Here is a 15,887-nt window from a genome sequence, read left to right on the forward strand (position 1 = left end):
AGCCAGGCGTAGAAACTGGCGCGCACCCACACCAGCGCCACCGTGGATCTGGCTTCGCCAGTCCACTGGAGGCGTCCCCCCTAGGGGGGAAGGCGCGCAGCGCCACAGGGGGGCTTCTTATTTCAACCAGCCGCGCTTGCGGAAGTACCACATCGGGCCGAGCGCGCTGGTCACCATCAGTGCCAGCACGTAGGGGTAGGCCGCAGCGCCCAGCAGCTCCAGTTCAGGGAACTTGAGGTTCATGCCATACACGCTGGCGATCAGCGTGGGCGGCAGCAAGGCGACGCTGGCCACTGAGAAGATCTTGATGATCTTGTTCTGGTTGATGTTGATGAAACCGACCGTGGCGTCCATCAAGAAGTTGATCTTGTCGAAAAGGAACGCGGTGTGGTTGTCCAGCGACTCGATGTCGCGCAGGATCTGGCGCGCTTCCTCGAACTGTTCGGCGTTGAGCATCTTGGAGCGCATCATGAAGCTCACGGCGCGGCGCGTGTCCATCACGTTGCGGCGGATGCGGCCGTTCAAGTCTTCCTGGCGGGCGATGGCGCCCAGCACCTCACCGGCCAGGGCGTCGGTCACGTCGCCGGCCAGCACCTGCTTGCTGACGGTTTCCAGCTCGTCGTAAATGTTCTCGAGCGTGTCGGCCGAGTATTCGGCGTCGGCGTCGAACAGCTTGAGCAGCACTTCCTTGGCGTCTTCGATCAGGCCGGGCGCGCGGCGTGCGCGCATGCGCAGCAGGCGGAACACGGGCACGTCTTCGTCGTGGATGGAGAACAGCACGCCCCGGCTCTTGAGGTTGGCGTTGTGCTGGTTCAGGATGAAGGCCACGCGCACCGAGCGAGGGTCCTCGTCGTCGTCGATCAAGAAGTCGCTGCGGATGTGCAGCTCGCCGTTGTCTTCTTCGTAGAAGCGGGCGGATTCTTCGATGTCTTCGTCCATCGCATCCTCGGGGATGGACAGACCATAGTGCTGCTTGATCCAGCGTTTTTCTTCGAGCGTGGGGGCTTCCAGGTCCACCCAGATCGGCTGGAACTTGGTCAGCTCTTCCAGCGATTCAATTTCTTCCTGAAACAGCCGGCCGTTGGCGAGCGTGAAGATGTTGAGCATAGGCTCACTCCCTTGTCATATGGCATCTGCGGTGTGGGGGGATAGGGTTGCTTTCAACCCCACGCGGCGTGCCAGGGAGCTGAAAGCTACCAACTCGGGTAGGTTTCCAAGGAGCTGTCTCCGTTTGTTGATTGAGCCCGCGATTATGGCACCCGACGGCCGCGCGCGCCCATGGCCTGCGGCGGCCTGGCCGCAAAAAAAGCGAGGAGTGGACGGGGCTCCACGTGCCTGTGGGCGCTCCCTTGCGAGACCGTTTACCGGTGCTTAACCCTTGCGCACCAGCGCCAGCGCGCGGCACAGGTCGGCCCAGGTGGCGGCCTTGGCGTCTTGCGAGCGCAGCAAGAAGGCCGGGTCATAGGTGACCACGGCCGGGCGTCCGCCCACGGTGTGGGGCACGGCACGCAGGCGCCCCAGGGGTTCGGTGCGGCCCAGAGCCGCACGTGCAGCCACGTGGCCCAGCACCAGCACCATGGCGGGTTGCAGCGTGTGCACCGCTTGCTCCAGCGCTTGCGCCACATCTGTGGGGGCATCGTCTTCGGTCGCCCGTGCGCCCGGGGTGGGGCGGGCCAGGGCGGCCAGAAACACCCGGGGGTGGCGGTGCAACTGCATGGCGCGCAGCATGTTGTCCAGCAGCTTGCCGGTGTCGCCGCCCAGGGGCTCGGTGGCCGATACGCCTTCGGTCACGATCAGCCAGCTGGCGCCCAGGGTGCTTGGGGTCTGCGCTGGGTCGGCCGTGGGGTACAGCGGCTGCGGGGCATGCAGGCGCAGGGCCGGGGCTGCGGTGGCGGGTGCGCCCAGGCCAGCGGCTGCGGCGGGTGCAGCGGCAGGCCTTGCGGGCGCGGCACTGGGGGCCATGGGAGCGCGGGCCGCTGGGGTGGCTGTGGCCTCCGGCCGCTGGGCCGGAGGGTGCTGCGCAGGCGGGAGTGCGGTGGCCGATGGGGGTGGTGCAGGCGGCTGGGCCGTGCTGGCCGCAGCGGTGGGGGGCAGGGTGGCCACCGGCACAGGCGTGGCCGCCTCTGCGCGGGCCCACACGGTCACCCCCATCTCTTGCAGCATGGCGCGCTGGCGCGCATCGAGGTTCAGGCTCATACAGGCAGGCTCACAACAACGGGCTTACGGCGATCATTCACAGCGGCAGACTCATCACGACGGCATCTTCCCGCTGCCCTTGGGCGGCGGGGTAGTAGCGCTTGCGTTCGCCCACGCGCCGAAAGCCGTGGGTTTCATAAACATGCTGGGCGCGCAGGTTGCTGGCGCGAACCTCCAGCCACAGCCATTGGGCCTGGCGCCCCCGGGCCCACAGGGCCAGGGCGTCCAGCAGCACCCGGGCCCAGCCCTGGCGCTGGTAGGTGGGGGCCACGGTGATATTGAGCAGGTGCACCTCTTCCACCCCCAGCATGGCCACAAAGTAGCCCAGCAGGTGTTCACCCGCCATCAGCAACTGGCATTCGTAGCCCGAGGCCATGGCGTCGGTGAAGTTGCCACGCGACCAGGGGTGCGAGTAGGCGCTGAACTCCACGTCCAGCAGGGTGTCCAGGTGCGCCAGCGTGAGCTTTTCAAAGCGCACTTCCACAGGCGCCGGGGGGGCCTCGGCGGCAGGGGAGGCCAGGGAGGCGGGCACGGCGCTCATGGGGCAGGCGGGCTGGGTTGGGTGCTGGCGGCCAGGCTGGCCTGGGCGCGCATCGCCTCGCGCTCGGCCGTGGTGTTGGCCACCTTGTCGCGGATGTAGCGCGGCAGGGCTTCGCTGGCAGGCACGGCGCCGCCAGCGGCCAGCAGGGCGGGGGCCAGGCGCAGCAAGGCGGCGGCCGTGGGCAGGGCCAGCACATGGCGGGCCTGGGGCAGCAGGCGCTCGCCGTACGGGGTGTGGGCGTTGCCCGCTACGGCCCAGGTGGCCAGGTCGGCATCGGGCAGGGCCAAGGCCTCAGGGGCGCAGAGACCAAAGTCGGCGTCGGCCTGCCAGCGCTGGGTGGCGTCGCTCCAGGTGCAGCGGGCGCTGTAGACCTCGTTCATGCGCGCATCCAGCACCGCCAGCACCTGGGTGCAGCCATGCTGGCGGCGGGCTTCCTCGGCCACGGCCAGCAGGGTGTCGACCGGCAGCACCGGCACGCCCTGGCCGTGGCGTGCCCCAAAGGCCAGGCCCTGGGCCACGGCGCAGGCGGTGCGCAGTCCGGTGAATGAGCCCGGCCCCCGGCCAAAAACGATCATGTCCAGGGTGTCAAAGCTGAGACCGGCCTCGGCCAGCAGCCGCTGAATGGCCGGAATCAGCGCGGCAGAGGCTTGCGGCCCCCCGGGCGCGGTGTGCTGCCACACCGCATCGCCGCGCTGGACGGCGATGGAGAGGGTGTCGGTGCTGGAGTCAAAGGCGAGCAGGTTCATGGGCCGGGGCGGTCAGGGCGGGTGCGTGGCGCACCGCAAAATGGGCAGAAGGCGGTGGATTGTCCCCCATTGCCCTCAGCCCCCTGGTGTGCCTGCAAAACATCCGACAGGATACCTGCGGCGGCAGAGGGCCGCCGCCCGCCCTCTGACTCAGCCTGGGATCAGAAGGATTCCCACTCGTCGTCGTTGCCAGGCTGCGGCGCACGGCTGGCGGGCTTGGCGGCGGGTTTGGGTGCTGCGGCCAGGGCGGGCGCTTTGGCTGCCTGGGGTTGCGTCACCTTGGGGGTTGCTGCCTTGCTAGGGGCTTTGGTGCTGGTAGCGGGGCGTGCCGGGGTGGGCAGGCTGCGCGCTGCAGGGGCGCTGCTGTGAGCCATGGGAGTGTGGCTCTGGTCTGCCGTGAGCTTGAACACGGCCACCACCTGCACCAGGTCGTGGGCTTGGTTGCGCAGGCTGCTGGCGGCGGCGGCCATTTCTTCGACCAGGGCGGCGTTTTGCTGGGTGGCCTGGTCCATCGACGTGACGGCCTCGCCCACCTGTGCCACGCCTGCGCTTTGCTCGTTGCTGGCGGCACTGATCTCGCCCATGATGTCGGTCACGCGGCGGATGCTGCTGACCACTTCGTTCATGGTGGCGCCCGCCTTGTCGACCAGCGAGGTGCCTTGCTCCACGCGCTCCACGCTGGCGTTGATGAGGCTCTTGATCTCCTTGGCGGCCTCGGCGCTGCGACTGGCCAGGCTGCGCACTTCAGAGGCCACCACGGCAAACCCGCGTCCCTGCTCACCGGCACGGGCGGCTTCCACGGCCGCGTTCAGCGCCAGGATGTTGGTCTGGAAGGCGATGGAGTCGATCACGCTGATGATGTCGCTGATCTTGCGGCTGGCGTCGTTGATGCCCTTCATGGTCTCGACCACCTCACCCACCACCGCGCCGCCTTGTACGGCCACGTTCGAGGCCGTGAGCGCCAGCTGGTTGGCTTGGCGGGCGTTGTCGGCGTTGTTGCGCACGGCAGAGTTGAGCTCCTCCATGCTGGCGGCGGTTTCTTCCAGCGCGCTGGCCTGGTGCTCGGTGCGGGCGCTCAGGTCGTTGTTGCCCTGGGCGATTTCGGCGCTGGCGTTGGAGACAGACTCCGAGCCCCGGCGCACGTTGTTGACCACATTGGCCAGGTTGTTCTGCATGAGCGCTAGCGACGACATCAGCTCGCCCACTTCGTCCTTGCCGTGCGCGGGCACCTTGGCCGTGAGGTCGCCTTCGGCCACGCGCTTGGCCAGGTCAGACGCCTGGGCCAGTGGCACCGTGACCGAGCGGGCCAGAAGCCACGAAAACAGCGCACCCAGCGCCACGCTCAATACCCCCAGGGCCACCAGCAGGCGGCGGCTGGTGGTGCGGTTGTCTTGAATGGCCTGGCCCAGCTGGTCCACTTGCTCGCGCTGGTTGCGCTGCAGCTCGTCCATCTTGGCGGCGTATTTGTTGGCGTCGGGGATGAACTGCTTTTCCAGCAGCGCATTGGCTTCGTCCACCTTGCCTTCTTTTTTGAGGGCAAAGATGGTGTCCCTGTTCTTCAGGTAAATCGTGCGCAGCTCGCCAATTTCCTGGAACAGCTTCTTTTCAGAGTCCAGAAACATCAGCGCCTCGACGGCCTTTTGCAGCTCGCCCGAGCTTTTGGATGATGCCTTGCTGTCCTCGGCAAAAAAGTCGGCCAAGGACGGGTCACTGCTGCGCGCGACGGCGGCGGTGCGCGTGATGCCGGTGCGCAGGTTCCGCGACCAGTCACTGACCAGACGCTCGGTTTTCACTGGGTTTTGCACCATTTCTTCGGTCGCGTCGGCCAGGGCGTTCAGGCGCGAGATGCTCAGCGCAATCACCCCTATGGACAGCAGCAGGACCAGGGCAAACCCAAGCGCAAGGCGCTTGGCGACGGAGAGGTTGGAAAGCTGTTTCATCGAGGCACCCTGTGGTATCAGTTGGTTTTGTGGGGAATGACTGGCCCTATTGCTGCTTACCGCGTGGACGGCTGGGGGCCGGCTTCACCGATGCACTGCAGGGCCCGCGCGGTCTCCGAAGCGCCGGGTCATTTGTTGCTTAGTGTAAATATTTGGCGGCCCGCGTGGGGGCTCAATGTGAACTTCTAGACTCGGAGCATGAGCCAACGAATGACAGACAAAGCCCCCTGGCGCCGCACCGTGCGGCAGGGGTTGGTGTGCGGTGCCCTGGCCTGCGGGGCTGCTTGGGGCGTGGGGGCACAGGCCCAGGCGGTGGGGGCAGCGCTTGGGGGGCTGCCGCCTGAGATCGAGGCGGCGCTGGCCCGCAGCAAGCTGCCGCGCGACGCCATCAGCGTGCTGGTGGCCGACGCACAGGGTGGTGCGCGCACCGCGCCGCGTCTGTCTTACCGGGCGCAGGTGCCGGTCAACCCGGCTTCGGTGATGAAGCTGGTCACCACTTACGCGGCGCTGGACCAGCTGGGCCCCGCCTACACCTGGAGCACGCCGGTGTTTGTGGAGGGCCCGGTGCAGGGCGGCAGCCTCAAGGGCAACGTCTACATCCAGGGCCAGGGCGACCCCAAGCTGGTGGTGGAGCGCCTGTGGCTGCTGATGCGGCGCCTGCAGACGCAGGGCATCCAGGTCATCGTGGGCGACATCGTGCTGGACCGCTCGGCCTTTGACGTGCCCGAGCAAGACCCCGGCCGCTTCGATGGCGAGCCCTTGCGGCCCTACAACGCGTCGCCCGACGCTCTGCTGCTGAACTACAAGTCCAGCGTCATGACCTTTGTGCCCGATGGGCCTGCCGGGGTGGCACGCATCCAGTACGACCCGCCGCTGGCAGGGGTGCAGCGGCCCGCCACGGTGGCATTGGCTGCCGCTGGGGCCGAGTGCGGCGACTGGCGCGGCGCGCTGCGGGCCGAGCTGGGCGACCCGCTCAAGGTGAGCTTTCAGGGCGCGTACCCCGCGTCGTGCGGCGAGCGCGTGTGGCCCGTGGCCTACCCGGCGCCGCGTGACTTTGCCGCCCGTGCGGTCGAGGGCATGTGGCGCGAACTGGGCGGCAAGATCACCGGCACCGTGCGCGACGGCAAGGTGCCCGCTGGGCTCAAGCCCGCGTTTGTCAGCACCTCGCCCGCGCTGGCCGAGGTGGTGCGCGATGTGAACAAATACAGCAACAACGTGATGGCGCAGCATGTCTTTCTGGCCCTGGCCCGCCAGAAGGGCGGCGTGGCCACCATGGACGGCGCCCGCGAGGCGCTGCGCAAGTGGTGGCAGGCCCGCTTTGCCGATGTGGACGCCCCCGTGCCCGACAACGGTGCAGGCCTGAGCCGCGAGGCCCGCGTGACAGCCCTGGGGTTGGGGCGCATGCTGCAGTCCGCCTGGGCATCGCCCGTCATGCCCGAGCTGGTGGCGTCGCTGCCCATTGCCGGGGTCGATGGCACCCTGCGCCGCAGCCAAAGCCGGGGCGCCGCCCACCTCAAGACCGGCAGCCTGCGCGACGTGATGGCCGTGGCGGGCTACGTGCACGCCCAAAGCGGCAAGCGCTATGTGCTGGTGGCCATCGTCAACCACCCCAACGCCAATGCCGCCCGGCCTGTGCTGGACGCCCTCACAGACTGGGCGGCCCGGGATTGATTTGCTATTAAATTAATAGCTATTAGCGATTTATCTGATTGCGCTAGAGCCCTATTTGGTTCAAAGTGGTTGGCGCTGCCCCTTGTTGCTCTACGCCACTTCCTCCCATGCCTTTGTCTGACCTGATTGGCTACCTTGCCGCCACGCTGACCACCTGCAGCTTTCTGCCCCAGGCCCTGCACACGTTTCGCACACGCGATGTGAGCGGCATCTCGCTGGGCATGTACAGCGTGTTCACCTCGGGCGTGGCGCTGTGGCTGGCCTACGGCGTGGTGCTGCAGGCCTGGCCCATCGTCATCGCCAATGCCATCACCCTGGTGCTGGCCAGTGCCATCCTGGGGATGAAGCTGCGCTTTGGCGATCGCCCGGCGGGCTGAGCCCGCGGCACTGGCAGGCCGTGCGTGGCCTTGTCGCCTAGGTGTCACCTGGGGCCCGGGTGCCTCGTTATCCCCTATGGATGCTGCAGCGCAGGTGCGCGCACCATGCGCGGTCTGCGTGACCCATCCACCATCCATGAGAGGGAATGTCCATGACTCCATTGCGCCTTACCTGTGTGGCCGCGGCGGCGGCCTTGCTTGCTGCTTGCGGCGGCTCTGACGATTCTGTGCGGGGCGAGCTCATCGACCCGCCCACGGTGCTCACCACGCTCACGGTGGCGCAGATCGACGCTGCCACGGCCGCCAGCGGCCTGCAGGCCCTGAGCGGCAAGGCCAAGTGCGATGTGAAGGTGGTGGCACTGAACTACCGCACCCCGGGCGTGAAGGACGGCGAGATGAGCAACGCCTCCGGAGCCATGCTGGTGCCTGCGGGGGCTTGCGCTGCCGCTGCGCCACTGGTGGTCAACGCGCGGGGCACCGAGGTGCTGAAAACCCGCACCTTGGCCAACCCGCAAGACCCCGAAACCTTTTTGCTGGTCGCCATGTATGCCGCCCAAGGCTATGCCGTGGTGGCCACCGACTACCTGGGCTATGCCAAGTCCACCTACGGCTTTCACCCCTATCTGCACGCAGACTCGCAGGCCACCACCATCATCGACTCGGCACGCGCTGCGCGCAACGCAGCCGACACCGTGGGCGCCAAGCTCTCGGGCAAGGTGATGTTCACCGGGTACTCGCAGGGGGGGCATGCCTCCATGGCCGCCCACCGGGCGGCCGAGCGCGACCACGCGGGCGAGTTCAACGTGGTGGCGGGCGCCCACCTGGCCGGGCCGTACAACCTGTCGGGCTCGCTGCAGGTGCCCAACGCCATTGCCGGGGTGCAGTTCTTCCTGCCCATGATCGTCACCTCCTGGCAAAAGGTGTACGGCAACATCTACCTGACCCCGGCCGAGGCCTTCAAGGCGCCCTACGCCAGCTACATCGAAGCCCTGCTGCCCAACCCCACGCTGACTTACACCACCCTGGTCACCAGCGGCAACCTGCCCGGCGGCACCCCCACCCAGGCGCGCGATGCGTTGTTTCAGCCCGCCTTCCTGGCCTCGGCGCAGCAGGGCGGCAACAACCCGCTGTACCTGGCAGGCAAAAAGAACGACCTGCTGGGCTGGACGCCCAAGGCCCGTGTGCTGCTGTGCGGCGGTGCGGGCGACCCCACCGTGCCCCCTGCCGTGCACCAGGTGGTGATGAAGGCCGACTTTGACAAACGCGGCGTGACCAATGTGACCTCGGTGGATGTGGATGCGGCCATCCAGACCACCTACGGCCCCGGCGGCAAGGCGCCCACCGATGCGACTTCGGCGGCTTTTGCCACGTACTACGGCAACTACCACGGCACGTACGAGCCGCCGCTGTGCCATGCGCAGGCGCGTGGCGTGTTTGATGCTGTGAAGTAGCCCGGCCCAGGCCTGCGTCAGCCGGGCCCACTTTACGACCCTGGCCTTACCGGTGTTTTCCCGGTGAGGCCTTTTTTTATTCCTGCGTAGAATCGCCTGAAAATAGAACGGTCGTTCTATTTTTTGTTTATAGCAGGACAGATACCAATGAATTTCCAGCGCAAGGCATTGTGGGTTTCACTGGCAGCGGCAGCGCTGCTGGCAGGGTGTGGCGGGGGCGGGGCAGACACGACCCCTGTGGCTCCCATCCGGGGCATCAAGGTGGTGGGCGACAGCCTGGCCGACAGCGGCACGTTTGGCTACAAGTTCACCGTGCAGGGCACTGCGCCCACCGGCACCGGCGCCACGGCCCTGTGGGTGGACCGTGTGGCCGCCAGCTACAGCCAGACGCTGTGCGCACGCTACGCATCGACCGACGGCGTCAGCTTTGCCACCAAGGCGGGTTGCACCAACTACGCAGTGGGCGGCGGGCGCATCAACAACGTCAACGCACCCACATCGCCGGTGTCGATCACCCAGCAGATCAAGGACGCGGGCGCTGCGGGCTACGTCGCTTCCGACCTGCTGCTGGTGGATGGCGGCTCCAACGATGCGGCAGATTTGATTGGTGCCTACCTGCGTGCCGGCACCGACGGCGGTGCTACCTACAAGGCGCTGCTGGGCACGGTGCTGGACGCCGCTACCGTCAATGCCGCGCTGGCAGGGGGCTCGTCTGGCCTGGCGCAAGTCGGTGGTGCGTACATGAAGGCCTTGGCCGCGCAGTTTGCCGCCACGCTCAAGGCCAACGCCCTGGACAAGGGCGCTACGCGCATCGCCGTGCTGAACGTGCCTGACATCCTCAAGACCCCGCGCTTCAAACTGGTGGTGGCTTCGATTGCCGCCGCCCAGGGCACAGCGGCCAGCGTGCAGGCCACGGCGGTGTTTGACGCCTGGATCCAGGCCTTCAACACCCAGCTGAGCGCCAGCTTTGCGGGCGACAGCCGTGTGGCCATCGTCAACTTCAACGAATCTTCCAAAGACCAGGCAGACCACCCAGCCCAGTACCAGCTGAGCAACACCACCACGCCTGCCTGCCCAGCGACTGGCCGTGGCAGCGACGGTTTGCCCACCTACAGCTTCCCCACCTGCACGGCCGCCGCACTGTCGGCTGCGCCGCCGGTGGGTGTGACGGGTGGGGCTGACTGGTGGAAGTTCTACGGCTTCTCGGACAGCTTTCACCCCTCGCCCTACGTGCACCAGCTGATGGGCCAATTGGTCTCGCGCTCGTTGTCCCAGGCAGGCTGGCTCTGAGATGGCCGCAGCACCATACCAAGGAAGCTTCATGCAGCATTTCTCCAAGACCGTCCTGACGGCCTCTCTGACCCTTGCCGCCGTGCTGGTGGGCGCCAGTGCCAGCGCCCAGGTGGCGGGCACTTTCAGCGCCCGCGCTGGGGTCACCCACATTGCGCCCCAGGTCACCAGTGGCAACCTGTCGACCCCCAGCTTTCCGGGCACCACGGTGGACGTGGGCTCGGCCAGCGCCCTGACTGGCGGGCTGAACTACATGGTCACCGACCACTGGGCGGTGGACCTGCCCGTGGGCCTGCCGTTCAAGCACAACTTCTACGGCGATGGCGCCATTGCAGGCACGGGCAAGCTGGGCGAGACCAAGGTCGTGCCGGCCACGCTGTTTGCCCAGTACCGCTTTGGCGAAGCCAATGCGCAGTTCCGCCCATACCTGGGCCTGGGCGTGACGTACAGCCGGTTCTTCAAGAACCGCTCCACCGCCGCGCTGACGGCCGTGACCGGCGGCAACCCAGCCAACCCCACCACTGCATCCATCGACAACAAATGGGGCCTGACACCCCAGGTGGGCTTTGTCTGGAACTTCAATGAGCGCTGGTTTGTGGACGCGGCGTACTACAAGAGCTTCCTGAAGACCACCACGCACCTGTCTTCGGGCCAGTCGATCCACATCAAGCTCAACCCCAACGTGTTGGCGGTGGGCATTGGTTACCGGTTCTGAGGCTGCAGCACGCTGCGCTAAATACTGCGCCGAGCAGGCATAAAAAAACCGACCCTTGGGTCGGTTTTTTTGTGGTGCCCAGAGGGCTGATTACCAGCGAGCGCGCAGGCGGTCGTAGGCGTAGGTGCCGAATTGGCGGTGCGCCGAGGGCGTCATGTACACCGAGTCAGCAAACGCATACTTGTCCTGGCTGGCGCCAGACAGCAGGGTCGAGGTGGTGCACAGCGAGGAGTTCACCTTGCCGGTGCCAATGCCGATGCCGTTCGTGGAGTCCACCGAGTTGCACACCGCTGCCGTAGCGTTGCTGAAGCCGTAGCTCGACGGGCTGCTGGTGTACAGGTTCACGTAGTAGGCCAGGTCCACGTACAGCACGTTGGAGCCTAGGTCCACAATGCCGACGAGCAGGCCCTCATTGAAGGCGCTGCTGGCCTGGTTCAGCACCGTGGTGCGGCCAATTTCGGTTGCCCAGGGGGTCTTGCTCAGGTCGTAAGTGCCCGCCACCATCACGTACTTGCCGCCGGCATTGACCAAGCGACGCACTTGTGCGGCGAGGTCTGTGCCTGCCTGGCGCGAGGCGGTGACCATCTGCTCGGTGGTCATGGTGCCTGCGTTCACAGCGGCCATGTTGGCGATCACGTCGCTGATGCCGCCGTTGACCATCACCAGGTCGTCATTGGTGAAGGTGTTGCTGGCCAAAAAGCTGTCGATCTGCTCTTTCACCGTCAGCGTGCTGCTGTTGCCTGCTGCGTCGGGTTTGGCCGTGATGCGGGCATTGCCTGCTGCGTAACTCTTGCCGCCAGCCGACGAAGCGGTCAGGCCCTTGCTGTAGCCAGCGGCCACTTGCAGCGTCCAGTTGTTCACGGTGCCGTCATTGACGGTGTAGCGTGTGCCTTTTTGGCCCACATCGCTCATGCCGTCGCCGAAGGCAACCATCCGCTGGGGCGAGATGGCCGATTCGGTGGTGCTGGAACCGCAAGCCGCGAGCAACGCGGCCGACGCACATGCGGCGACCATGAAGGTGCGGCGCATCCAATTTGCTGCCATGTATTTCTCCAGAAAAGTGGGGGGTAGTTTAACGATGCGAAAGTAAAGCCGTGTAAACCGCCGTTGTGGTGCCCAAAGCAGCTTCAAGCCGCCGCTGCGCGTTGCAGCCGGTCGCGCACGCCTTCCCAGTCGGGGGTGGCGGGCGGGGTTTCAATCCAGATCAGCTTGACGCCCTGGTCGTCAAAGGCGCGCAGCGCCGCAAACAGCTGCTGGGCCGTGGCGCTGGCGTCGTCGGGCATGCGGCGCATGACCAGCTTGGAGGACTGGGTGCGCAGCGCAGCGCGCGCGTACACCGCAATGTGGGCCGCATCAGCGCCCAGCAGGTCCAGCCCGGTTTGCAGCGCCTTGGCGTCCATCAGCCGCACCTTGGCAGCAGGGGCGTAATGCGCCTCCAGCGTGCCTGAGGCGCGCGGGGTGTGGCTGGGCAGGTCTTCTTTGGACAGCGGCGCCACACCGCAGGCCTGCTGGATCTGCTCGCGCGTGATGGCGCCGGGGCGCAGCAGCACGGGCACGCCCCGGGTGCAATCGACGATGGTGCTTTCAATGCCCACCTGGCAGGGGCCGCCGTCGAGTACCAGCAGGGCTTCGCCTAACTCGTCCTGCACATGCTGGGCGGTGGTGGGGCTCACGCGGCCAAAGCGGTTGGCGCTGGGCGCGGCCACACCCCACACGGGGGCATCTCCGGGCACGGCGGCATCGCTTGGCGCGGCGCAGGCCACCAGCAGCGCATGCGCTACCGGGTGGGCCGGGCAGCGCAGGCCCACGCTGTCCTGCCCGCCGGTGGCGGCCGTGGCCACACCGGGCAGGCGCGGCAGGATAAGGGTGAGCGGGCCGGGCCAGTAGGCATCGACCAGCTTTTGCGCAAATGCGGGCACCTCGCTGGCAAAGTGGGCAATGCCTGCGGCGTCGGCCACGTGCACGATCAGCGGGTGGTCGCTGGGGCGGCCCTTGGCCGCAAAAATCTGTGCCACGGCCGTGTCGCTGCTGGCGTCGGCGGCCAGGCCGTACACCGTTTCGGTGGGCAGGCCGAGCAGGGCGCCGCTGCGCACCGCGCGTGCGGCGGCGGCAATGGAAGCAGGCTGGGTGCCGTCAAGAATCATGGTCAAAACGGGTCAATGCCCAGCAGCGCCGCCGCCTGCAATGCTGTGGCGCGTGCGGCTTCGGGCGTGGCGGCGGTGATGTTCAGGTGCCCCATCTTGCGGCCGCGCTTGGCGTCGTGCTTGCCGTACAGGTGCAGGTGGGTGCCGGGCAAGGCCAGCACTTCGGCCCAGGGCGGAGTCTGCGCGGCGTTGCCGTGGGCAAACCACAAATCGCCCAGCAGGTTGAGCATGACGGCGGGGCTGTGCTGGCGCGGCTGCGTCAGCGGCAGGCGGGCCATGGTGCGCACCTGCAGCTCAAACTGCGACACGTCGCAGGCGTTCTGGCTGTAGTGGCCGCTGTTGTGCGGGCGGGGGGCGATCTCGTTGACCACCAGGCTGCCGTCCTGCAGCACAAAGAATTCCACGCACAGCACGCCCACGTACTGCAGGCCCTCTGCTACAGATTTTGCAGCGGCTACCGCTTGTGTGGCAAGCGCTGGGGGCAGATTTCCTTCATAAACTTCGGTCACCGCCAGGATGCCATCGCGGTGCAGGTTGCGCTGCACGGGCAGGTGCACCATGGCACCGTCGTGGCCACGGGCGACCAGCACGGAGCATTCGAGCTGCAGCGGCAGCATTTTTTCCAGCACGCAAGGCACCTGGCCGACGGAATCCCACGCGGCGGCCAGCTCGGCGGGCGTCTTCACGCGCACCTGGCCTTTGCCGTCGTAGCCCATGCGGGCGGTTTTCAGGATACCCGGCAGCAAATCAGCGGAAACGGCTTCGAGTTGGCCGGCCGTTTCGATCACCGCATACGGCGCGCAGGGCACGCCGCAGGCCACAAAGTGCGCCTTCTCCCGCGCGCGGTCTTGTGCCACTGAGACTGCGCTGGCGGCGGGCGACACAGGGCGCTGCGCGGCCAGTGCGGCCAGGGCGGCAGCGGGCACGTTCTCGAATTCGGTGGTCACCGCATCGGCCACACGGGCCAGCTCGGCCAGGCCCTGGGGGTCTTCATAGCCGGTCTGGATGTGGTGGTGGCTCACCAGCCCGGCGGGGCTGGTCGGGTCGGCATCGAGCACGGCGGTGAAGTAGCCCATGGCCTGCGCCTGGTGCACAAACATGCGGCCCAACTGGCCGCCGCCGAGCACGCCCAGTGTGGATCCCGGCAGGAGGGGCTGTGTCGCGTCGGTCATGCGGCGGGCGGTAGGGTCATGTTGCGGGCCACCTCGGTCTGCTCGGCGCGGAAGGTTTCCAGGCGCTGGCGCAGCTCGGGGCTCTCGCTGGCGAGCAGGGCCACGGCAAACAGGGCGGCATTGGCAGCGCCTGCGGTGCCGATGGCAAAGGTAGCCACGGGAATGCCCTTGGGCATTTGCACAATGCTGTGCAGCGAATCCACGCCTTGCAGGTGGCGGCTGGCCACGGGCACGCCCAGCACGGGCACGGTGGTTTTGGCGGCGATCATGCCGGGCAGGTGGGCGGCGCCACCGGCGCCCGCGATGATGGCTTTGAGGCCCCGGCCTGCAGCGGCTTCGGCGTAGGCAAACATGTCGTCGGGCATGCGGTGGGCCGAGACCACGCGGGCCTCGTGGGCGATGCCGAACTGCTCAAGAATTTGCACTGCGTGCTGCATGGTGTCCCAGTCGCTGCTGGAACCCATGACGACGCCGATCTGAATGGGTTTCATGGTGTGTGGGGTGGCGAAGCGGTGGCCCTGGGGACCGGCCCCGGGCATCCGCCCGCAATGGGTGGAACCCGCGATTTTACTTTTTGCTTTGCCGTGCGGGGCATTGGGTCATGGGGATGCGCCAAAATAGCGCGAACTTGCCCTTCAACGGCGCTCTTGACGAGCCTTTCACAGGCCTACCCGGCCCGCTTTTCCCATGATCGACATCACCGTAGAGAATTTTGAAGCCGAGGTGGTTGCCGCCTCGATGACCGTGCCCGTGCTGGTGGACTTCTGGGCGCCTTGGTGCGGCCCCTGCAAGTCCCTCGGGCCGGTGCTGGAAAAGCTCGAAGTGGAGTACGCCGGCCGCTTCAAGCTGGCCAAGATCGACTCAGACCAGGAGCAGCAGCTGGCGGGCATGTTCGGCATCCGCAGCATTCCCACCTGCGTTCTGCTCAAAAACGGCCAACCCGTGGACGGCTTCATGGGCGCGCTGCCCGAGGGCCAGGTGCGTGCCTTTTTGGACAAGCATGTGCCCAGCGAGAGCGCACTGGTGGCCGAGGCCGAGGTGGACGAGGCGCACGAGTTGCTCGAATCCGGCGACACCCAGGCCGCGCTGGCCAAGATGGCCGACGCCCTGGCCGCCGACCCGGCCAACGACGATGCCCGCTTTGACTATGTGCGCCTGCTGATTGCCACCGGCGGCTACGAAGAGGCCGAAGCCCTGCTGCAAGAACCCCTCAAGCGCATTCCACAGCCGCTGCGCTTTGATGCGCTGTGGCGCTGGCTGGACGCCTTGCAGTTTGTGCAGAACGACGACCGGGGCAACTGGCCTTTGGAGCAGTTCGATGCGCTGATCGCCCAGAACAAGCGCGACTTTGACACCCGCTTTGCCAAGGCCCGCGTGCTCATGGCCGAAGGCGAATGGGCCCCGGCCATGGAAGAGTTGCTGGAGATCATCATGCGCGACAAGGCCTGGAATGCCGAGGCGCCGCGCAAGACCTATGTGGCCATCCTGGAGCTGCTCACCCCACCCCAGCCCAAGGCCGACCCGGCGGCTGCGGGCAAAACGGCGGGTGGCATCGAAGTGATGGGCAAGGCCGCCCTGGAGCAGGACGAGGTCACCGTGATGCTCAACGGCTACCGCCGCAAGCTGAGCATGGCGCTGAACTGA

15 protein-coding genes are annotated in these 15,887 nt (G+C 66.9%); 6 read left to right on the forward strand and 9 right to left on the reverse strand.

Annotation, left to right across the window (positions count from 1 at the left end; translation table 11 throughout):
• Nucleotides 1-117: 117 nt before the first annotated feature.
• The 5 genes from corA to EAG14_RS01400 all read right to left on the reverse strand — a co-directional run bounded on the left by corA (nucleotide 118) and on the right by EAG14_RS01400 (nucleotide 5,423).
• A complete protein-coding gene (gene corA / locus EAG14_RS01380) occupies nucleotides 118-1,107 on the reverse strand; it encodes a magnesium/cobalt transporter CorA (RefSeq protein WP_099656999.1) in 990 nt (329 codons plus the stop codon).
• A gap of 264 nt (nucleotides 1,108-1,371) precedes the next feature.
• Nucleotides 1,372-2,196 (reverse strand): uracil-DNA glycosylase family protein, encoded by an 825-nt coding sequence (locus EAG14_RS01385; RefSeq protein ID WP_162995872.1) that lies wholly within the window; start codon nucleotides 2,194-2,196, stop codon nucleotides 1,372-1,374.
• A 37-nt stretch (nucleotides 2,197-2,233) separates the two neighbouring features.
• Nucleotides 2,234-2,737: a ribosomal protein S18-alanine N-acetyltransferase gene (gene rimI, locus EAG14_RS01390; RefSeq protein ID WP_121727847.1), complete on the reverse strand. Its 504-nt coding sequence runs from the start codon at nucleotides 2,735-2,737 to the stop codon at nucleotides 2,234-2,236.
• The gene (gene tsaB / locus EAG14_RS01395) at nucleotides 2,734-3,483 is read right to left on the reverse strand and encodes a tRNA (adenosine(37)-N6)-threonylcarbamoyltransferase complex dimerization subunit type 1 TsaB (protein WP_121727848.1); all 750 of its coding nucleotides are present in this window, start codon (nucleotides 3,481-3,483) and stop codon (nucleotides 2,734-2,736) included. The genes rimI and tsaB overlap by 4 nt, the downstream gene beginning before the upstream one ends.
• Nucleotides 3,484-3,644: 161 nt before the next feature.
• The gene (locus EAG14_RS01400) at nucleotides 3,645-5,423 is read right to left on the reverse strand and encodes a methyl-accepting chemotaxis protein (protein ID WP_121727849.1); all 1,779 of its coding nucleotides are present in this window, start codon (nucleotides 5,421-5,423) and stop codon (nucleotides 3,645-3,647) included.
• A gap of 210 nt (nucleotides 5,424-5,633) precedes the next feature.
• On the opposite strand from EAG14_RS01400, the gene dacB reads away from it, so the two are divergent.
• The 5 genes from dacB to EAG14_RS01425 all read left to right on the forward strand — a co-directional run bounded on the left by dacB (nucleotide 5,634) and on the right by EAG14_RS01425 (nucleotide 10,927).
• On the forward strand, nucleotides 5,634-7,094 hold the full coding sequence (gene dacB / locus EAG14_RS01405; RefSeq protein WP_121727850.1) for a D-alanyl-D-alanine carboxypeptidase/D-alanyl-D-alanine-endopeptidase: 1,461 nt from the start codon (nucleotides 5,634-5,636) through the stop codon (nucleotides 7,092-7,094).
• A gap of 107 nt (nucleotides 7,095-7,201) precedes the next feature.
• Complete coding sequence (locus EAG14_RS01410; RefSeq protein WP_099656993.1) at nucleotides 7,202-7,471, forward strand: SemiSWEET transporter; 270 nt, start codon at nucleotides 7,202-7,204, stop codon at nucleotides 7,469-7,471.
• Between the two features lie 152 nt (nucleotides 7,472-7,623).
• Complete coding sequence (locus EAG14_RS01415; protein ID WP_121730241.1) at nucleotides 7,624-8,922, forward strand: lipase family protein; 1,299 nt, start codon at nucleotides 7,624-7,626, stop codon at nucleotides 8,920-8,922.
• Between the two features lie 147 nt (nucleotides 8,923-9,069).
• Nucleotides 9,070-10,212 (forward strand): SGNH/GDSL hydrolase family protein, encoded by a 1,143-nt coding sequence (locus EAG14_RS01420; RefSeq protein WP_099656991.1) that lies wholly within the window; start codon nucleotides 9,070-9,072, stop codon nucleotides 10,210-10,212.
• Between the two features lie 31 nt (nucleotides 10,213-10,243).
• A complete protein-coding gene (locus tag EAG14_RS01425) occupies nucleotides 10,244-10,927 on the forward strand; it encodes an OmpW family protein (RefSeq protein WP_121730242.1) in 684 nt (227 codons plus the stop codon).
• Nucleotides 10,928-11,017: 90 nt separating this feature from the next.
• On the opposite strand, the gene EAG14_RS01430 is transcribed toward EAG14_RS01425, so the two are convergent.
• The 4 genes from EAG14_RS01430 to purE all read right to left on the reverse strand — a co-directional run bounded on the left by EAG14_RS01430 (nucleotide 11,018) and on the right by purE (nucleotide 14,734).
• Nucleotides 11,018-11,971, reverse strand: a complete 954-nt coding sequence (locus EAG14_RS01430) for an SGNH/GDSL hydrolase family protein (RefSeq protein WP_099656990.1) — start codon at nucleotides 11,969-11,971, stop codon at nucleotides 11,018-11,020.
• Between the two features lie 83 nt (nucleotides 11,972-12,054).
• Nucleotides 12,055-13,071 carry an L-threonylcarbamoyladenylate synthase gene (locus tag EAG14_RS01435; RefSeq protein WP_121727851.1) on the reverse strand — a complete coding sequence of 339 codons (1,017 nt, stop codon included), beginning with the start codon at nucleotides 13,069-13,071 and terminating at the stop codon, nucleotides 12,055-12,057.
• A gap of 2 nt (nucleotides 13,072-13,073) precedes the next feature.
• Nucleotides 13,074-14,243: a 5-(carboxyamino)imidazole ribonucleotide synthase gene (locus EAG14_RS01440; protein WP_121727852.1), complete on the reverse strand. Its 1,170-nt coding sequence runs from the start codon at nucleotides 14,241-14,243 to the stop codon at nucleotides 13,074-13,076.
• Nucleotides 14,240-14,734 (reverse strand): 5-(carboxyamino)imidazole ribonucleotide mutase, encoded by a 495-nt coding sequence (gene purE, locus EAG14_RS01445; RefSeq protein ID WP_121730243.1) that lies wholly within the window; start codon nucleotides 14,732-14,734, stop codon nucleotides 14,240-14,242. Before purE ends, EAG14_RS01440 begins: the two co-directional genes overlap by 4 nt.
• A 196-nt stretch (nucleotides 14,735-14,930) precedes the next feature.
• On the opposite strand from purE, the gene trxA reads away from it, so the two are divergent.
• Nucleotides 14,931-15,887 (forward strand): thioredoxin, encoded by a 957-nt coding sequence (gene trxA, locus EAG14_RS01450; RefSeq protein WP_121727853.1) that lies wholly within the window; start codon nucleotides 14,931-14,933, stop codon nucleotides 15,885-15,887.

It is taken from the genome of Acidovorax sp. 1608163 (assembly GCF_003669015.1).
In the GTDB taxonomy this organism is placed as follows: domain Bacteria; phylum Pseudomonadota; class Gammaproteobacteria; order Burkholderiales; family Burkholderiaceae_C; genus Acidovorax.

What these genes read in the sequence shown, in the direction of transcription:
- EAG14_RS01415 (WP_121730241.1), top strand. Translation starts at nt 7,624, where the DNA reads ATGACTCCATTGCGCCTTACCTGTGTGGCCGCGGCGGCGGCCTTGCTT.
- EAG14_RS01440 (WP_121727852.1), bottom strand. Translation starts at nt 14,243, where the DNA reads ATGACCGACGCGACACAGCCCCTCCTGCCGGGATCCACACTGGGCGTG.
- EAG14_RS01435 (WP_121727851.1), bottom strand. Translation starts at nt 13,071, where the DNA reads ATGATTCTTGACGGCACCCAGCCTGCTTCCATTGCCGCCGCCGCACGC.
- corA (WP_099656999.1), bottom strand. Translation starts at nt 1,107, where the DNA reads ATGCTCAACATCTTCACGCTCGCCAACGGCCGGCTGTTTCAGGAAGAA.
- purE (WP_121730243.1), bottom strand. Translation starts at nt 14,734, where the DNA reads ATGAAACCCATTCAGATCGGCGTCGTCATGGGTTCCAGCAGCGACTGG.
- tsaB (WP_121727848.1), bottom strand. Translation starts at nt 3,483, where the DNA reads ATGAACCTGCTCGCCTTTGACTCCAGCACCGACACCCTCTCCATCGCC.
- EAG14_RS01425 (WP_121730242.1), top strand. Translation starts at nt 10,244, where the DNA reads ATGCAGCATTTCTCCAAGACCGTCCTGACGGCCTCTCTGACCCTTGCC.
- EAG14_RS01385 (WP_162995872.1), bottom strand. Translation starts at nt 2,196, where the DNA reads ATGAGCCTGAACCTCGATGCGCGCCAGCGCGCCATGCTGCAAGAGATG.
- dacB (WP_121727850.1), top strand. Translation starts at nt 5,634, where the DNA reads ATGACAGACAAAGCCCCCTGGCGCCGCACCGTGCGGCAGGGGTTGGTG.
- trxA (WP_121727853.1), top strand. Translation starts at nt 14,931, where the DNA reads ATGATCGACATCACCGTAGAGAATTTTGAAGCCGAGGTGGTTGCCGCC.
- EAG14_RS01420 (WP_099656991.1), top strand. Translation starts at nt 9,070, where the DNA reads ATGAATTTCCAGCGCAAGGCATTGTGGGTTTCACTGGCAGCGGCAGCG.
- EAG14_RS01400 (WP_121727849.1), bottom strand. Translation starts at nt 5,423, where the DNA reads ATGAAACAGCTTTCCAACCTCTCCGTCGCCAAGCGCCTTGCGCTTGGG.
- rimI (WP_121727847.1), bottom strand. Translation starts at nt 2,737, where the DNA reads ATGAGCGCCGTGCCCGCCTCCCTGGCCTCCCCTGCCGCCGAGGCCCCC.
- EAG14_RS01430 (WP_099656990.1), bottom strand. Translation starts at nt 11,971, where the DNA reads ATGGCAGCAAATTGGATGCGCCGCACCTTCATGGTCGCCGCATGTGCG.
- EAG14_RS01410 (WP_099656993.1), top strand. Translation starts at nt 7,202, where the DNA reads ATGCCTTTGTCTGACCTGATTGGCTACCTTGCCGCCACGCTGACCACC.